13 protein-coding genes are annotated in these 14,258 nt (G+C 64.1%); 4 read left to right on the top strand and 9 right to left on the bottom strand.

The genetic code is table 11. The features are described 5' to 3' along the window. Positions 1-57 precede the first annotated feature (57 nt). The gene (locus tag ACIPUD_RS04300) at positions 58-2,013 is read right to left on the bottom strand and encodes an ABCB family ABC transporter ATP-binding protein/permease (RefSeq protein ID WP_446480171.1); all 1,956 of its coding nucleotides are present in this window, start codon (positions 2,011-2,013) and stop codon (positions 58-60) included. 202 nt (positions 2,014-2,215) lie between these two features. On the opposite strand from ACIPUD_RS04300, the gene ACIPUD_RS04295 reads away from it, so the two are divergent. After that, on the top strand, positions 2,216-2,821 hold the full coding sequence (locus ACIPUD_RS04295; protein WP_018459347.1) for an LOG family protein: 606 nt from the start codon (positions 2,216-2,218) through the stop codon (positions 2,819-2,821). Here the strand turns inward: ACIPUD_RS04295 and ACIPUD_RS04290 are convergent. The 4 genes from ACIPUD_RS04290 to cysS all read right to left on the bottom strand — a co-directional run bounded on the left by ACIPUD_RS04290 (position 2,818) and on the right by cysS (position 6,847). Next, the gene (locus ACIPUD_RS04290) at positions 2,818-3,195 is read right to left on the bottom strand and encodes a VOC family protein (RefSeq protein ID WP_018459348.1); all 378 of its coding nucleotides are present in this window, start codon (positions 3,193-3,195) and stop codon (positions 2,818-2,820) included. The genes ACIPUD_RS04295 and ACIPUD_RS04290 overlap by 4 nt on opposite strands. A gap of 49 nt (positions 3,196-3,244) precedes the next feature. Beyond that, the gene (gene cimA, locus ACIPUD_RS04285) at positions 3,245-4,843 is read right to left on the bottom strand and encodes a citramalate synthase (RefSeq protein ID WP_018459349.1); all 1,599 of its coding nucleotides are present in this window, start codon (positions 4,841-4,843) and stop codon (positions 3,245-3,247) included. Further along, complete coding sequence (locus tag ACIPUD_RS04280; RefSeq protein ID WP_446480170.1) at positions 4,840-5,349, bottom strand: N-acetyltransferase family protein; 510 nt, start codon at positions 5,347-5,349, stop codon at positions 4,840-4,842. The genes cimA and ACIPUD_RS04280 overlap by 4 nt, the downstream gene beginning before the upstream one ends. 115 nt (positions 5,350-5,464) lie before the next feature. Next, positions 5,465-6,847, bottom strand: coding sequence for a cysteine--tRNA ligase (cysS, locus tag ACIPUD_RS04275; protein ID WP_018459351.1), 1,383 nt, complete (start codon positions 6,845-6,847; stop codon positions 5,465-5,467). A gap of 291 nt (positions 6,848-7,138) precedes the next feature. Here cysS and ACIPUD_RS04270 point away from each other — a divergent pair, with 291 nt between their 5' ends. Beyond that, positions 7,139-7,444 (top strand): hypothetical protein, encoded by a 306-nt coding sequence (locus ACIPUD_RS04270; RefSeq protein WP_026233782.1) that lies wholly within the window; start codon positions 7,139-7,141, stop codon positions 7,442-7,444. A 131-nt stretch (positions 7,445-7,575) separates the two neighbouring features. After that, the gene (locus tag ACIPUD_RS04265; RefSeq protein ID WP_247297624.1) at positions 7,576-8,763 is read left to right on the top strand and encodes a DUF2865 domain-containing protein; all 1,188 of its coding nucleotides are present in this window, start codon (positions 7,576-7,578) and stop codon (positions 8,761-8,763) included. Positions 8,764-8,858: 95 nt separating this feature from the next. On the opposite strand, the gene ACIPUD_RS04260 is transcribed toward ACIPUD_RS04265, so the two are convergent. From ACIPUD_RS04260 to ACIPUD_RS04245, 4 genes are all read right to left on the bottom strand, one after another. Then, positions 8,859-9,431 carry a putative immunity protein gene (locus ACIPUD_RS04260; protein WP_204510900.1) on the bottom strand — a complete coding sequence of 191 codons (573 nt, stop codon included), beginning with the start codon at positions 9,429-9,431 and terminating at the stop codon, positions 8,859-8,861. Between the two features lie 147 nt (positions 9,432-9,578). After that, positions 9,579-11,336, bottom strand: a complete 1,758-nt coding sequence (locus tag ACIPUD_RS04255; protein WP_446480169.1) for an NAD+ synthase — start codon at positions 11,334-11,336, stop codon at positions 9,579-9,581. A 91-nt stretch (positions 11,337-11,427) separates the two neighbouring features. Next, positions 11,428-11,781 (bottom strand): diacylglycerol kinase, encoded by a 354-nt coding sequence (locus tag ACIPUD_RS04250; RefSeq protein WP_018459355.1) that lies wholly within the window; start codon positions 11,779-11,781, stop codon positions 11,428-11,430. 4 nt (positions 11,782-11,785) lie between these two features. After that, positions 11,786-13,174, bottom strand: coding sequence for a class II 3-deoxy-7-phosphoheptulonate synthase (locus tag ACIPUD_RS04245; protein ID WP_085395858.1), 1,389 nt, complete (start codon positions 13,172-13,174; stop codon positions 11,786-11,788). A gap of 180 nt (positions 13,175-13,354) precedes the next feature. Here ACIPUD_RS04245 and ACIPUD_RS04240 point away from each other — a divergent pair, with 180 nt between their 5' ends. Beyond that, on the top strand, positions 13,355-14,251 hold the full coding sequence (locus ACIPUD_RS04240) for an alpha/beta hydrolase family protein (protein ID WP_085362159.1): 897 nt from the start codon (positions 13,355-13,357) through the stop codon (positions 14,249-14,251). The last annotated feature ends 7 nt before the right edge of the window (positions 14,252-14,258 follow it).

The following is a 14,258-nucleotide window of genomic DNA, read 5'->3' as shown; positions in this document are numbered from 1 at the left end:
CGCAGGTCGTCCCGCGCGGTGGTGTTGTTTAGGCCAGAGTTGGGACCTGAGACAAGGTCACTCCGCGGCCGCAGGCGCCGTCAGGACATCGGCGACCGGCGGTGGCTCCCGGTTGGGCGCCTCGCCGGAATCGGCCATCCTCGCCAGTTTCTCGCGCGCCGCCTCGGCCTCGCGCTGCCTGTTCCACATGCTGGCGTAAAGTCCCCCCTCCGCAAGCAGTTTTGCGTGGGTGCCGCGCTCGGCGATACGGCCCTGGTCCAGCACGATGATCTCGTCGGCGCCGACGATGGTCGAGAGCCGATGGGCGATCACCAGCGAAGTGCGGTTCTTCGCCACGCGCTCGAGCGCACCCTGAATTTCGTGCTCGGTGTGGGTGTCAAGCGCGGAGGTCGCCTCGTCCAGCACCAGGATCGGCGGCGCCTTCAACACGGTGCGCGCGATCGCGACCCGTTGTTTTTCGCCGCCGGACAGTTTCAGGCCGCGCTCGCCGACCTGGGTCTCGTAGCCTTTCGGCGCCATGCGGATGAAATGATCGATCTGCGCCAGCTGCGCTGCCTGCTCGACCTCGGCATTGCTGGCGTCCCAACGCCCGTAGCGGATGTTGTAGCGGATGGTGTCGTTGAACAGCACGGTGTCCTGCGGCACCATGCCGATGGACGCGCGCAAGCTCGCCTGCGTGACTTCGCGAATGTCCTGGCCGTCGATCAGGATCTTGCCGCCCGAGATGTCGTAGAGGCGAAACAGAAGCCGCGAGATGGTCGACTTGCCCGCACCTGACGGGCCGACGATCGCGACCGTCTTGCCGGCCGGCACCTCGAAGCTGATGCCCTTGAGGATCGGACGGGAGGGCTCATAGGCAAAGCGCACATCCTCGAAACGCACATTGCCCGCGGAGACCACCAGTGGCTTCGCGCCCGGCGCATCCTTGATCTCGGCCTCGCGCCCCAGCACGTTGAACATCTTCTCGATGTCGATGATCGCCTGCTTGATCTCGCGATAGACCATGCCCATGAAGTTCAAGGGCTGGTAGAGCTGGATCATCATCGCGTTGACCAGCACGAAATCGCCGACCGTGTTGGTGCCGTTGCGCACGCCGATCGCGCACATCAGCATGGTCGCGGTCAGCCCCAGCGTGAAGATCACGGCCTGCCCGGTGTTGAGCACGGCCAGCGAAGTATAGGCCTGGACGCTCGACTCCTCGTAACGCGCGACCGACCGGTCGTAGCGCTGTGACTCACGGGCCTCGGCGCTGAAATATTTGACGGTCTCGTAGTTGAGCAGCGAGTCGATCGCCTTGGTGTTCGCCTCGGTGTCGGCATCGTTCATCTTGCGGCGGATGCCGATCCGCCACTCGGTCGCGATGTAGGTGTAGTACATGTAGACCGCGACAGTGACGAGGGTCGCAAGCACGTAGCGCCAATCGAACTGCCACAGCAGCACGGCCATCAGCAGCGAGACCTCGACGATGGTCGGGATCAGCTGCAGGATCACCATGCGCACGATGACCTCGATGCCCTCGCGGCCGCGCTCGAGCACGCGCGTCAGGCCGCCGGTCTTGCGCTCCAGGTGGAAGCGCAGTGACAACTCGTGCATGTGGATGAAAGTGATGGTGGCGAGCTTGCGCACCGCGTGCATGGCAACGCGCGCGAAAATGCCGTCGCGCCATTGCGTCAGCACCGCCATCACGATGCGCATCACGCCGTAGCTGGCGGTCAGCAGCAGCGGCGAGGCGATCACCCAGAGGTGCCAATTGTCGGCCTGAACTGGCGCACTGTTGGCGCCGGTCAGCGCGTCGGTCGCCCATTTGAAGCTGAAAGGAACCGTCAGCGTGATCAGCTTGGCGGCGAGCAGCAGCACCATCGACCAGACCACGCGCATCTTCAGGTCGAAACGGTCGCCCGGCCAGATATAGGGCCACAGATGCGCCAGCGTGCCCATCAGCGTGGCCCGCTCCAGCGGCCCCCCGGCGGGATCAGGAACGTTGGCGCCGGCGGGCGATTGAGCTTGGTCCATCAAGAAGCCTGAAAAGCCCGTCGAATGCGGGCTGCGTTGCCATTAAGGATTTTCGTTTGTCATATAGAGCCTTACCGATGCCCATGCACCCCGCCAGATGGCGAATCTTGGATTGTTCGTCGTGGTTTACCGGTAGATTTCCGGAAGCCCCGAATCACCGATTGGGCTTGACGCCCCTTCGCTGCAATGCATCATGGCACCAATGAGCACGATCAAAACCGTCTGTGTCTATTGCGGCTCCGGCCCAGGAACCAATCCCCGTTTCACCGAAGGCGCCAAGGCGTTCGGCAAGGCGCTCGCCGAGAACAACATCCGCCTCGTCTATGGCGGCGGCTCGCTCGGCCTGATGGGCTCGGTGGCGACCTCCGTCCTCGATCACGGCGGCACTGTCACCGGCATCATCCCCGATTTCCTGCGGATGCGGGAAAACGCGCTGACGCGCGTGCAGGAGATGATCGTCACCCCCGACATGCACGAGCGCAAGCGACTGATGTTCGAACGCTCCGACGCCTTCGTGGCGCTGCCGGGCGGCGTCGGCACGCTGGAGGAGTTGGTCGAGCAATTGACCTGGAAGCAGCTCGGACGTCACGCCAAGCCGGTGCTGCTGGCCAACATCGATAATTTCTGGGAGCCGCTGTTCTCGCTGCTGTCGCACATGCGCCAGACCGAGTTCATCCGCGCCGGCCTTTCGGTCGACATCCTCAAGGCCGATCGGATCGAAGAGATTTTGCCGAAGCTGAAATCGGCTGCAGCGCAGATCGAAGATGCGGAAAAGCAGCTCGCACCGGAAATGGCGCGCAAGCTCTAGTCCGCAGGAAACGTCACCGCCTCGATCCGGTTACCATCGGGGTCGACAACGAAGGCTGCGTAATAACGCACGCGATCGTGCGGGCGGATACCCGGCGCGCCGTCGGATGCGCCGCCGGCCGACAGCGCTGCGGCGTGAAATGCATCGACCTCGACGGTCGTCTTTGCCCGCAGGCAGATATGGACGCCGCTCTCCGGCGGCACGTGCGGCATGCCCTCGCGCAGATTGATCCAGAATTCGGGATAGGCCTTGCCGAAGCCGATCGTCCGCGGCCGCGTGACGAGGCGAGCGAGACCGAGCGCGGCGAGTGTTGCCTCGTAAAATGTCGCCGAGCGCTGGAGATCGCTGACGCCGACAGAGATGTGATCGATCATGGGTCGCGCCCCCTCTCCTGCTCGTCATCGCGTTTGTGGCACCGCCGCCCTACGCCGGCGCGCCCGACTTCACCAGCTTGTAGATCACCGAATCCATCAGCGCCTGGAACGAGGCGTCGATGATGTTGGGGGACACCCCGACCGTGGTCCAGCTGTCGCCGTTCTCGTCCTCGCTCTCGATCAGGACGCGCGTGACCGCGCCGGTGCCGCCGTTGAGGATACGCACGCGATAGTCGATCAGCGTCAGGCCTTCGATATATTTCTGGTACTTGCCGAGATCCTTGCGCAGCGCGACGTCGAGCGCGTTGACGGGACCGTTGCCTTCGGCCGCCGAGATCAGATGCTCGCCGGCGACGTCGACCTTGACCACCGCCAGCGCCACGGTGACGCGTTCGCCATGCGAATTGTAACGCTGCTCGACATTGACGTCGAACTGCTCGACCTCGAAATAGTGCGGCACCTTGCCGAGCGTGCGCCGCGCCAGCAGCTCGAACGAGGCGTTGGCGGATTCATAGGCGTAGCCCTGCGCCTCGCGCTCCTTCAATTCCTCGACCAGCCGCGACAGTTTCGGATCGCTCTTCTCATAGGCGATGCCGGCGCGGTCGAGCTCGGCAATGACATTGGAGCGGCCGGCCTGATCGGACACCAGCACCTTGCGATGATTGCCGACCAGCTCCGGCAAGACATGCTCGTAGGTCTGCGGATCCTTCAGCACGGCAGAGGCATGGATGCCGGTCTTGGTGACGAACGCGCTCTCGCCGACATAGGCCGCATGCCGGTTCGGAACGCGGTTGAGCATATCGTCGAGCGTGCGCGACACCTTGACCAGGGTCGCGAGCTTCTCCGCCGTGACGCCGATCTCGAACGCGTCAGCAAACTCGGCCTTCAGCTTCAAGGTCGGAATCAGCGAGCAGAGATTGGCATTGCCGCAGCGCTCGCCGAGGCCGTTCAGCGTGCCCTGGATCTGCCGCGCGCCGGCGCGCACCGCGGCGAGCGAATTCGCCACCGCCTGCTCGGTGTCGTTATGGGCGTGGATGCCGAGATGATCGCCGGGGATGTGCTTCGTCACCTCGGTGACGATCGCTTCGACCTCGTTGGGCATGGTGCCGCCGTTGGTGTCGCACAGCACCACCCAGCGCGCGCCGGCTTCATAAGCAGCTTTCGCGCAGGCGAGCGCGAAACCGGAATCCTCCTTGTAACCGTCGAAGAAGTGTTCGCAGTCGAGCATCACCTCGCGGCCGGCAGCCTTCGCCGCTGCGACGCTGTCGCGGATCGAGGCGAGGTTCTCCTCCTTCGTCGTCTCCAGGGCAACGCGCACCTGATAGGCCGACGACTTCGCCACGAAGCAGATCACGTCGGCCTTGGCCTCCAGCAGCCCGGCCACACCGGGATCGTTGGAGACCGAGCGCCCCGCTCGCCGCGTCATGCCGAAGGCGGTGAAGCGCGCATGCGAAAACTTCGGCTTGGTGCCGAAGAACTCGGTGTCGGTCGGATTGGCGCCGGGATAGCCGCCCTCGACATAGTCGATGCCGAGTTCATCGAGCATCTGGGCGATGATTTGCTTGTCGGTCAGCGTGAAATCGACGCCGTTGGTCTGCGCGCCATCGCGCAGCGTGGTGTCGAACAGATAGAGGCGCTCCTTGCTCATTGCAGCGCTCCCGACGCGGGTCCACTGCCGAGCGTCTTCTGCATGGTGGTGCTGGCCAGCCATTCGTCGTTGACAGTGATGCTGTTGCGCTGCATGGCGACATAGCCGCGCTTGGCGAAAAAGCCCTGCGCGTTGTCGCTGGCATCGACCGTCAGCTTGTCGGCGCCGCGGCCGCCCGCAAGCTTTTCCAGCGCATCGACGAGCATGGTCGCGAGGCCCTGCCCGGCCACGGCCGGATGCACATAGAGCATGCGGATATGATCCTTGCCCTGCAGCGAGGCAAAACCCACCGGTGACCCCTCCAGGGTTGCGATCAGCGTCAGGTCGGAGGCGAGCCCCTTGCCGAACTCTTCGTCTTCCGCCGACGCCATCCAGGCCTGTTGTTGGGCCTCGCTATAGTCCTCGCCGGTCAGCTCTTCGATGCTGGCGGTGAAGATCGCGGCGAGAACCGGCACGTCCTCCGGCAGGAAGGGCCGCAAGCCAGGCTTTGGGAGTGCTTGTGCCATCGTCTTCACCACATCCCATAGAGTTTCAGCGCCAGCGCCACGGCAGCGCCGAGCAGCAGGATTTTCAGCGCGATGTAATAGAACCAGTGCCGCGGAAAAGGCGTATCGGGTCGCTTCATCGTGCGACCTCCCACGTCGTCCCTTCCTTGGAATCCTTGATCGCAACGCCCATCGCGGCAAGCAGATCGCGGATACGATCGGACTCCGCAAAGTCCTTGCGCGCACGCGCCGCCGTCCGCTCCGAGATCAGGCGCTCGACTTCCTTGGCATCGACGCCGCTCGCCTGCTGCTTGCGTCCTTCCCACTGCGCGGCACTCTCGGAGAGAAAGCCGAGCAGACGCAACGAACCCGCGAGGGCACCAACATCGCTGCCGCGCAGCCCATGCAGCGCCGCGATCGCCAGCGGCGTGTTGAGGTCGTCGAGCAGCGGCTCGACCACTGAGGGGGCGGGCTTGCCGGATGCGACGTCAGCCGCAACCCGATACCAATCGTCGAGCGTCCTGGCGCTCTCCTCCAGCGACTTCATCGTCCAGTCGATCGGCGAGCGGTAATGCGTCTTGAGCATATTCAGGCGCAGCACTTCGCCCGGCCAGTCCGCGAGCAGCTCGTGAATCGTGACGAAGTTGCCTAGCGATTTCGACATCTTCTCGCTCTCGACCTGCAGGAAGCCGTTGTGCATCCAGTAGTTCGCCATGCGCTCCCGGTGGAAGGCGCAGCAGGTCTGCGCGACCTCGTTCTCGTGATGCGGAAACACGAGATCGATGCCGCCGCCATGGATGTCGAAGTGCTCGCCGAGATGCTTCCAGGCCATGGCCGAGCACTCGACATGCCAGCCCGGGCGCCCCTGCGCGGCGACGCCGGCGGGTGACGGCCATGACGGCTCGCCGGGCTTGGACGGCTTCCACAGCACGAAGTCGGTGTTGCCTTTCTTGTAGGGCGCGACATCGACGCGGGCGCCGGCAACCATCTCGTCCAGCGAACGATTGGACAGCGCGCCATAGCGCGGCAACCCGGCATCGGCCGCGTTCATCGCCTGCGGCGAGAACAGCACGTGATCCTCGGCAACATAGGCAAAGCCGCCGGCAACCAGCCGTTCGATGATCTCGCGCATCTCGCCGATATGCTCGGTGGCGCGCGGCTCGACGCTCGGCCGCAGCGCGCCGAGCGCGTCGACGTCAGCGTGAAACTGTTTGCCGGTTTGCTCGGTGACTTTCCGGATCGCCTCGTTCAGCGGCAGGCCGGGGAAATCCCGCGCGGCGCGGTCGTTGATCTTGTCGTCAACGTCGGTGATGTTGCGGACATATTTGACGTGCGCCTCACCGTAGAGATGGCGCAGCAGCCGAAACAGCACGTCGAACACGATCACCGGCCGGGCATTGCCGATATGGGCGAAGTCATAGACCGTCGGTCCGCAGACATACATGCGGACGTTCTTGGCATCGAGCGGCACGAAGGTGCGCTTTTCCCGGCTCAGCGTATCGTAAAGGCGCAATTCCATAAGGATACCCGTCGGCTGTTGGCCGGGCGTCCAGTGCTCTCAATGGTTTTGAGAAAAGACGGCTCCAGCCAGCGAATCGCTAGCTCGTAATCTCGCGGCAAATGGCGCAAATGACGAGGAGACCGTTCATGACGGAACATATGGGCTATGAGGCGGCCCCGCGTCAAGAGAGCCGCGAAAACGCCGTCTTATCTCCGCAATGCGCAGCCGCCGCGCGCAGATGGTTCATCTCCTTAACCATTTGAGCCCATTCTGGAACTGGCAGTTCACATTTTTTGCCCCGGTGTTTTCATGCGATCATTGCTCGCGCTCATGTCCTGCGCCTCCATCCTTGCGGCGTCCAGCGCTCTCGCGGAGACCCGCGTCTTCATCATCCCAAACCAGGCGGACGGCTACGGCGTCGATCAGTGCCTGGCCAAGAGCGACAAATGCGGCGCGCAGGTCGCCCGCACCTACTGCCAGTCACGCGATTTTGCCCAGGCTTCGGCCTATCGCCGGGTCGATCCCGACGAAATTACCGGCTCTGTCCCCAAATCCGGCGCAAACTGCTCCCATGGCCATTGCGACGAATATGTCGCAATCACCTGCCAGCGCTGAATTCGCTCGGAACTGGCGTACCTTAGGCCCAATCGCTGGCCTCTGAAACGACGTGACGATGCCGCAGGAAGCGGCTATGGGAGGGCGCGCTCCGGCCTCCCCACATCACGCGTGGCCGTGACCTCGCTAGAATGGCGGATATGCCTGAATTTTTGTCTCTCTCCCGTGCTCGCTCGATCCTTGCCTGTGCCGTGCTCTTCAGCACGGTTGCGCTCGCCAATAACGCGTTCGCACAGGCCGGCCCGCCGGGACCGCCGCCTCAGCCCGGCCAGAACGGGCTCGGACCCAACCCGATGTGCGCGCGCCTGGAAGGTCAGCTCGCCGGTCTCGATCGTGGCGGCGGCGGTGATCCCGCGCGCGAAGACCAGATCCGCCGCTATCAGGAATCTCAGACCAAGCAGCAGGCCGAGCTCGATCGTGTCACCATGCAGGCCAAGCGCATGGGTTGCGATTCCTCCGGCTTCTTCTCGCTGTTCAGCGGCCAGTCGGCGCAATGCGGTCCGGTCAACACCCAGATCCAGCAGATGCGCGCCAATCTGGACCAGATCACCGGCAATCTCGAACGCCTGCGCGGCGGCGGCCCCGGCGGCTTTAGCCCCGAGCGTGACAACCAGCGCCGCTCGGTGCTGGCAGCGCTGGCGCAGAACAATTGCGGCCCGCAATATGCCAATGCGGCGCAGTCGCAAGGCGGCGGCAATTTCCTGAGCAATCTGTTCGGCGGCAACAACCCCAATAATCCGCAAGGCGTGCCGCCGTCCGATCTCGGCCCGCAATCAGGCACCTATCGCACCGTGTGCGTGCGCACCTGCGACGGCGCCTACTTCCCGGTCTCGTTTGCGACCGTGCCGGCGCGCTTCCCCGACGACGAGAAGACCTGCAAGGCGCTGTGCCCGGCCGCCGAGGCCGTGCTCTACACCCATCGCAATCCCGGTGAAGACATGAACTCCGCGGTCTCCACCAGCGGCCAGCCCTACACGGCGCTGCCGACCGCGTTCAAATTCCGCAGCGAGTTCAACCCGTCCTGCTCCTGCAAGGCCGCGGGCCAGACCTGGGCGGACGCGCTCAAATCGGCCGACGACAAGGCGTCGGCCGAACAGCAAGGTGACATCATCGTCACCGAGGAGAGCGCCAAGAAAATGCAGCAGCGGCAGCTCAACAAGGGCACGCCTGCCGCCAATGGCAAGAAGGGTGCGACGCCGACCACGGCGGCTGCACCTGTCGCGACTCCGCCTGCCGATACCGGCACCGCTACGACCTCGTCCGAGAACAAGCCGATCCGTTCGGTCGGACCAAGCTTCTTGCCGCAGCAGCAGAAGTAGGTCACGTCCTCCGCTGTCATGCCCCCGCGAAAGCGGGGGCCATCCTGTACGCTGGCATCAGCTGGTTTTCACGACGACCGGCGCAGCCTACTGGATCATCTGCTTTCGCGGCTGATAACAGCGAAATGGGTGGCGAGACCGTTTGCCTCGCGAATCATCCAATCAATTGCGCGCAAGAGTTCCCCGACCCGGCCGCCGCCAAGCGGCGCTGTCGGGTAGCGCCCCAAGACACGAACAAATCTAGGCGTCGCGCGCCGGGCGGCGTGCTCAATATAGTCTACACCGACACCGGGATTCGCAGCCGTTTCGAGTTCGAGGGCCCGTGCGGCGTGGGCCGCCGCGCCAAGAATGTGCCTGACCTGGGTCGATCGAGCCAGGGGATGAAGATACGCCGCGGATGAGGCACTCATCGCCGCGCGTGCGGCTTGGCTGGCTGCCGCACCTTTGGATTCGTTTGCTGCCTTCAGCGCTGCCCAGGCTGCATCGCGCAGGGTCTTTACCCGCTTGCCTCCCTTCGCGAAGGTCCGCGCTGCTTCGACTGCGTCACGGGGCCGGAAATCCACTGGATGCGCCCGCTCGAATATTTCCAGCACGTCCGCGGCATTTGCCGCCGCATAGGCTGCAACCTCTCGGAGATCATCCATGTCAAGGGAGATTTCGTCTGCCATGCTTTCGCCCACCACCAGCTCCGGAGCACACCTATGAATGCTCTATGGTCGAATTCGATCGCCCAAGCAGGATGCCAGAAGATATGGATCACCTCATTGGATGACGACAGCGGAATGCAATCTCCAAGCTACCCGAACTGGCACCCCCTACCCCTCAAACGCGTCGATCGAGGCTTTGCTCCCACGCGAGACCAGCGTCTCATCCGGAGCGGCGAGCTGCTCGCCTTTGTCGCGAAAGCGGTTGGTGATGGGATAGCGGCGGTCGCGGCCGAAATTCCTGGCTGTGACCTTGACGCCGGGCGCGGCCTGGCGGCGCTTGTATTCGGCGACGTTGAGGAGATGGTCGATGCGGGTGACCGTCTCGCGGTCAAAGCCCGCGGCGATGATTATATCGAGCGGCTCTTCGCGCTCGATGAGACGCTCCAGGATGGCATCAAGCGCGTCGTAAGCCGGCAACGAATCCTGGTCGGTCTGGTTCTCGCGCAGCTCCGCGGTCGGCGGACGCGTGATGATGTCGGGCGGGATCACCTCACCGGCCGGCCCCAGCGCCCCCTCGGGCTTCCACGAATTACGCAAGCTTGCCAGCCGAAACACCTGCGTCTTGTAGATGTCCTTGATCGGATTGAAGCCGCCGTTCATGTCGCCATAGAGCGTGGCGTAGCCGACCGACATCTCCGATTTGTTGCCTGTGGTCACCACCATCAGGCCGGTCTTGTTCGAGATCGCCATCAGCAGCGTGCCGCGGGTGCGGGCCTGGAGATTCTCCTCGGTGACATCGGGCGGCAGATTCTTGAAGACGCCGGACAGGATGGTCTCGAACCCGGTTACCGCTTCGGCGATCGGCAGCACCTCGTAGCGGATGCCGAGATGGCCGGCGAGCTCGCCGGCGTCCGCAATCGAGCTTGCCGCGGTGTAGCGATAAGGCAGCATCACGCCGTGCACCTGATCGGAACCGAGTGCATCGACCGCGATCGCCGCGCACAGCGCGGAGTCGATGCCGCCGGAAATGCCGAGCAGCACGCCGGGAAAGCCATTCTTGGCGACGTAGTCGCGCAAGCCCAGCACGCAGGCCGCGTAGTCGGCGTAGTCTGCCTCGGGCTGCGCGGCGATCGGCCCGGTGCAACGCCAATCGTCGCCGCTTCTCGTGAAGTGCAGTGTGGTGATGCTCTCCGCGAACGCCGGCAATTGCGCTGCGAGCGAAAGGTCGCCGTTGAGCGCAAAGGAGGCGCCGTCGAACACCAACTCGTCCTGGCCGCAAACCTGGTTGAGATAGACCAGCGGCAGACCGCTCTCGGTGACGCGCGCGACCGCGACCGACAAGCGCACGTCGGCCTTGTCGCGGGCGTAAGGCGAGCCGTTCGGCACGAGGATGATCTCGGCGCCGGTCTCGGCCAGCGTCTCGACCACGTTCTCGTAGTTCTCGGACTCCTCAAGCCAGATGTCCTCGCAGATCGGCACACCGACGCGCACGCCGCGCACGGTGACGGGGCCGGCGGCAGGCCCGCGCGAAAACAGCCGCTTCTCGTCGAACACGCCGTAATTCGGTAGATTGCATTTGAAGCGCAGGCCAGCGATACGGCCGCCATCGAGCAGCGCGCAGGCATTATAGAGCCTGCCCTCCTCGACCCAGGGCGTGCCGATCAGCATCGCCGGCCCGCCATCGGCGGTCTCGCGCGCCAGCGCTTCGATCGCAGCGCGGCAGGCGGCCTGAAAGGAAGGCTTCTGCACGAGATCTTCCGGCGGGTAGCCGGCGATGAACAATTCCGGAAACAGCACGAGATCGGCACGGTCGGCGGCTGCCTGCACGCGCGCCGCGCGCGCTTTCGCGGCATTGCCCTCGATGTCGCCCATGGTCGGATTGAGCTGGGCGAGCGTGACCGCGAATGCGTTGAGACGTTCGGTCATGGCGCTCCGATCAGAGCATGATCCGGAAAAGAGTGAAGCGGTTTTCCGAAAAGATCATGCTGAAAAAACAGTTTAAAGCGCGATACGCGCTTTAAAGAAATCCCAAGCGCTCGATAATGGCGATGATCCAGAACGCGCCGGCCATCAGCAGCGCGACACCGACCGCGGCCGAGCCCATGTCCTTGACCCGTCCGATCTGCTTGTCGTGATCCATGGTCAGCCGGTCGGCAAGCTTCTCGATCGCCGTATTGAGCAGCTCGACCACCAGCACGAACGCGACCGCGCAGATCAGCTCGACCGCGCGCATCGCGGTCGCGCCGACGAACCACGCGAGCGGCAGCGACAAGAGGAGCGCAACGATTTCCTCGCGGACGGCCTGCTCCGAGCGGAACGCAAAGGCCAGACCGTTACGGGAATTGATCGTGGCCTTCCAGATTCGCAGCAAGGTCTCAGAGCCCCGCTGCGACCGGCATCGGCCTGACCTTGCCGGCGCGTTCCTGCTTGAGCAGTTCTGCGACCAGGAAAGCCATATCGATGGATTGCTCGGCGTTGAGCCGGGGATCACAGACCGTGTGATAGCGGTCGTTGAGATCCTCGTCAGTGATCGCGCGGGCGCCGCCGAGGCACTCGGTGACGTCCTGGCCGGTCATCTCCAGATGCACGCCGCCGGCATGGGTGCCTTCAGCGGCGTGGATCGCGAAGAACGACTTCACCTCGGACAGGATGCGGTCGAAGGGCCGTGTCTTGTAACCTGATGTCGAGGTGATGGTGTTGCCGTGCATGGGATCGCACGACCACACCACCACTTTGCCCTCCCGCTTCACGGCGCGGATCATGTTCGGCAGGTGCTCGCCGATCTTGTCGGAGCCGAAGCGGCCGATCAGCGTCAGCCGGCCCGGCTCGTTGTCGGGATTGAGCACGTCGATCAGCTTCAGCAGTTCGTCGGGCTTGAGCGACGGGCCGCATTTGAGCCCGATCGGATTCTTGATGCCGCGGAAATATTCGATATGGCCGTGGTCGAGCTGGCGAGTGCGGTCGCCGATCCAGATCATGTGCCCCGAGGTCGCGTACCAGTCGCCGGTGGTGGAATCGACGCGGGTCATGGCCTGCTCGTAGCCGAGCAGCAGGGCCTCGTGACTGGTGTAGAAATCGGTGGCGCGCAGCTCGGGATGGGCCTCGAGATCGAGGCCGCAGGCGCGCATGAAATTGAGCGCATCGGAGATGCGGTCGGCCAATTCCTTGTAGCGACGGGACTGCGGACTGTCCTTGAGGAAGCCGAGCATCCACTGATGCACGCTGCCGAGATTGGCGTAACCGCCGGTCGCGAACGCACGCAGCAGGTTCAGCGTCGCGGCCGACTGGCGATAGGCCATCAGCTGGCGCTGCGGATCAGGGACGCGCGCTTGCTTGGTGAAAGCGATGTCGTTGACGATGTCGCCGCGATAGCTCGGCAGCTCGACCCCGTCGATCTTCTCCATCGGCGAGGAGCGCGGCTTTGCGAACTGGCCGGCGACGCGCCCGACCTTCACCACCGGGACGGCGCCGGCATAGGTCAGTACCACCGCCATCTGGAGCAGCACGCGAAAGAAGTCGCGGATGTTGTTGGCGCCGTGCTCGGCAAAGCTCTCGGCGCAGTCGCCGCCCTGCAGCAGGAAGGCCTCTCCGGCCGCGACCCGCGCCAGCGCCTTCTTCAGATTGCGCGCCTCGCCCGCGAACACCAGCGGCGGAAAGGTCGCAAGCTGCGCCTCGACGTCGGCCAGGGCCTTGGCGTCGGGATAATCGGGCACCTGTAGCACCGGCTTGCTGCGCCAGGACTCGGGCGTCCACCGCTCGGACATCGCAATCTCTCCGTGAAGCAAAAAGCACAACCTGATCTGTGGGTTGCGAGGGTCGCCTTATACACAGGCTGGCCACCGGCCGCCAGTTGTAAATCCGTCTGGCACTGCAAAGCCTTGCGGGGAAAGCCAAATTCGCATTTGCTGGGAAACGGCTTGGAAACTGGCAGATACCTTCGGTCCATGGACGCGGCACTGGACGACGTTTTCATCGACGAGATCAGCTTCCCGGCGACCGACGGGTATGCGCTGGCTGGCACGCTATTCCTGCCCCGCGGCACCAAACGTCATGCCGTGTTGGTCAATTCGGCGACTGCCGTCCCGCGAAAAATCTATCGCGGCTTTGCCTCCTATCTCGCCCATCGCGGCTGCGCAGTCCTGACCTACGACTATCGCGGCATCGGCGACTCCCGGCTGCCGGCGATGGTTGGCTACAACCAACCGAAATCGCTGGTCGGCTTCAAGGCCTCGATGTCGGACTGGGCCGCGCTCGACGTCACCGCCGCAGTGCACTGGATGCGCGAGCGCTACCACACTCTGCCCTTGGCCTATGTCGGGCACTCCTTTGGCGGCCAGGCGCTCGGGCTGATCGCGAACAACGCGGACATCTCGCGCGCCGCGTTCGTGGCCTCGCAGGCGGCGACCTGGCGGCTGATGACGTCGCCGGAAAAATACCGCGTCTTCGCCTTCATGAATTTTGTCGGCGTGCCGCTCGTCCACGCGCTCGGTTACGCGCCGGGCTGGGCCGGCATCGGCGAGGATCTGCCCAAGGGCGTCTTCCTGCAATGGGCCGAGTGGGTCTCGAGCCCCCGTTATCTCTTCGATTCAAAGCTGCCGGCGCTGGAGAATTTCGCCAGGTTCAAGGGCGAGTTGCGCACACTCTGCTTCTCCGACGATCCCTGGGCGACGCGGCCCGCGGTCGAGCTGCTTGCGAGCGGATTCACCGCAATCAAGCCGGAGGTAATCAACGTGAAGCCGTCCGACGTCGGCGCCAAGGCGATTGGCCATTTCGGCTTCTTCCGCCCCGAACATCGCGACACATTGTGGCGCGGCGTCGCGGAATGGATCCAGGGAGAATAGACAGTGC

The organism is Bradyrhizobium sp. CAR08, assembly GCF_052871955.1.
Note: the sequence above shows the minus strand (reverse complement) of the source record. Positions and strands in the feature narration are given on the sequence as shown.

Bases quoted from the DNA above. Each gene is read 5' to 3' on its own strand.
- ACIPUD_RS04300 (WP_446480171.1), bottom strand. From the start codon at position 2,013: ATGGACCAAGCTCAATCGCCCGCCGGCGCCAACGTTCCTGATCCCGCC.
- ACIPUD_RS04295 (WP_018459347.1), top strand. From the start codon at position 2,216: ATGAGCACGATCAAAACCGTCTGTGTCTATTGCGGCTCCGGCCCAGGA.
- ACIPUD_RS04290 (WP_018459348.1), bottom strand. From the start codon at position 3,195: ATGATCGATCACATCTCTGTCGGCGTCAGCGATCTCCAGCGCTCGGCG.
- cimA (WP_018459349.1), bottom strand. From the start codon at position 4,843: ATGAGCAAGGAGCGCCTCTATCTGTTCGACACCACGCTGCGCGATGGC.
- ACIPUD_RS04280 (WP_446480170.1), bottom strand. From the start codon at position 5,349: ATGGCACAAGCACTCCCAAAGCCTGGCTTGCGGCCCTTCCTGCCGGAG.
- cysS (WP_018459351.1), bottom strand. From the start codon at position 6,847: ATGGAATTGCGCCTTTACGATACGCTGAGCCGGGAAAAGCGCACCTTC.
- ACIPUD_RS04270 (WP_026233782.1), top strand. From the start codon at position 7,139: ATGCGATCATTGCTCGCGCTCATGTCCTGCGCCTCCATCCTTGCGGCG.
- ACIPUD_RS04265 (WP_247297624.1), top strand. From the start codon at position 7,576: ATGGCGGATATGCCTGAATTTTTGTCTCTCTCCCGTGCTCGCTCGATC.
- ACIPUD_RS04260 (WP_204510900.1), bottom strand. From the start codon at position 9,431: ATGGCAGACGAAATCTCCCTTGACATGGATGATCTCCGAGAGGTTGCA.
- ACIPUD_RS04255 (WP_446480169.1), bottom strand. From the start codon at position 11,336: ATGACCGAACGTCTCAACGCATTCGCGGTCACGCTCGCCCAGCTCAAT.
- ACIPUD_RS04245 (WP_085395858.1), bottom strand. From the start codon at position 13,174: ATGTCCGAGCGGTGGACGCCCGAGTCCTGGCGCAGCAAGCCGGTGCTA.
- ACIPUD_RS04240 (WP_085362159.1), top strand. From the start codon at position 13,355: ATGGACGCGGCACTGGACGACGTTTTCATCGACGAGATCAGCTTCCCG.